Annotated in this window: 1 protein-coding gene; it reads left to right on the top strand. The window is 75.5% G+C overall.

Features of this window, described 5'->3' with window-relative positions:
• Positions 1-1445, top strand: a 1445-nt coding sequence (locus NBZ85_RS30940; protein ID WP_498041281.1) for an FAD-binding oxidoreductase, incomplete at its 5' end; no start/stop codon positions are given.
• Positions 1446-1615: the final 170 nt, after the last annotated feature.

The raw sequence follows: 1615 nt of genomic DNA, 5'->3' as shown, positions 1-1615 counted from the left end.
CACCCCGGCCGTCCGCGACCCCACCCCGGACGGCCGGGGCCGGCGTGGCGCCGCGGTCGCGCGCCGTCGGCCCGGTGGACGCGGAGGTGATCCGCGCGGACGCCTTCGCCGTCGCGCTGCCGGTCGGCCGGTGGAGCACGGACCCGGCGGTCGTCGACGCGCACCGCCTCGACCGCTCGGGCTGGCTCCCCGACGGCCGTCCGCTCGGGGTGGCGTTCGCCCGCGAGGTTTCCGACGTGCAGGCCGTGCTGCGGGTCGCCGTCGCCCGCGGGGTGCCGGTGACGGTGCGCGGCGCCGGCACGGGGCTCGCCGGCGGCGCCGCCGCCGGCCCGGGTAGCGTCGTGCTGGACCTGGCCGGGATGAACAGCATCCGCGAACTGTCCGTCGACGACGCCGTCGCCGTCGTCGAACCGGGCGTGATCACCGCCGATCTCGACGCCGCCGCCCGCGAGGTCGGCCTGTGCTACGCGCCGGACCCGGCAAGCGCGGCGATCTCCACGATCGGTGGGAACATCGCCACCAACGCCGGCGGGCTGCGCTGCGCCAAGTACGGCGTGACCCGCGAGTCGGTGCTGGGCCTCGACGTCGTCCTTGCCGACGGCGAGCTGATCAGCACCGGGCGGCGCACCGTCAAGGGCGTCGCCGGCTACGACCTGACCGGCCTGTTCGTCGGCTCCGAGGGCACCCTCGGCGTCGTCGTCGGCGCGACCGTGCGGCTGCGGCCGGCGCCGCGGGCCACCGTCACCCTTGCCGCCTACTTCGACACGGTCGCCGCCGCGGTCGACGCGGTCACCGCCCTGGGCGCCGCCGGCATCGTCCCCGCCGTCGCCGAACTGCTCGACGCCCGCACCGTGCAGGCCGTCGACGCCGCCACCGGCAGCGACCTCGCCGCCCACGGGCAGGTGTTCCTGCTCGTCCAGACCGACGGGTCGGGTGCCGCCGAGGAGGCCGACGCCGCCGAGACGGTTCTCGCCGGACGGGCCCGGCTGGTGCGGCGCTCCGCCGACGCGGCGACCGCCGAGACGCTGCTCGCCGCCCGCCGCGCGGCGCTGCCCGCCCTGGAACGCCTCGGGCGGGTACTCATCGAGGACATCGCCGTGCCCCGCGGGCGGCTGGCGCAGGCCGTCGCCCGCGTCACCGAGATCGGTGCCGACACCGGGGTGGAGATCTTCACCCTGGCGCACGCCGCCGACGGTAACCTGCACCCGATCATCGTCGTCGACCCGTCCCTGCCGGAGATCCCGCCCCAGGCATGGGCGGCCGCCGAGCAGATCTTCGCCCTCGCCCTGGAGCTCGGCGGCACGGTCACCGGCGAACACGGTGTCGGGGTGCTCAAACGCCGCTGGCTTGCCACCGAACTCGGCAGCCGCAGCCACGACCTGCAACGCCAGCTGCGCCGCGTCTTCGACCCGACCGGCATCCTCAACCCCGGCCGTGCCCTGTAACCCCGCAGATGTCCTCTTTCCGCCGTGCTGTTACTTTCCGTGATATCTGGCGGGGTGGCTCAGTGGGGCGGGAAACGGGCGACGGCTCGGGTGCCGGTGGCGGATGCGTGGGAGAGCGGCGACCCGGGGCCTTCCTGAAAACCGGCCCGCACTACCGCTGAGTAACGATT

Source organism: Frankia tisae (assembly GCF_025403405.1).
GTDB lineage: Bacteria > Actinomycetota > Actinomycetes > Frankiales > Frankiaceae > Frankia > Frankia tisai.
This window is presented reverse-complemented; position numbering and strand designations above follow the sequence as displayed.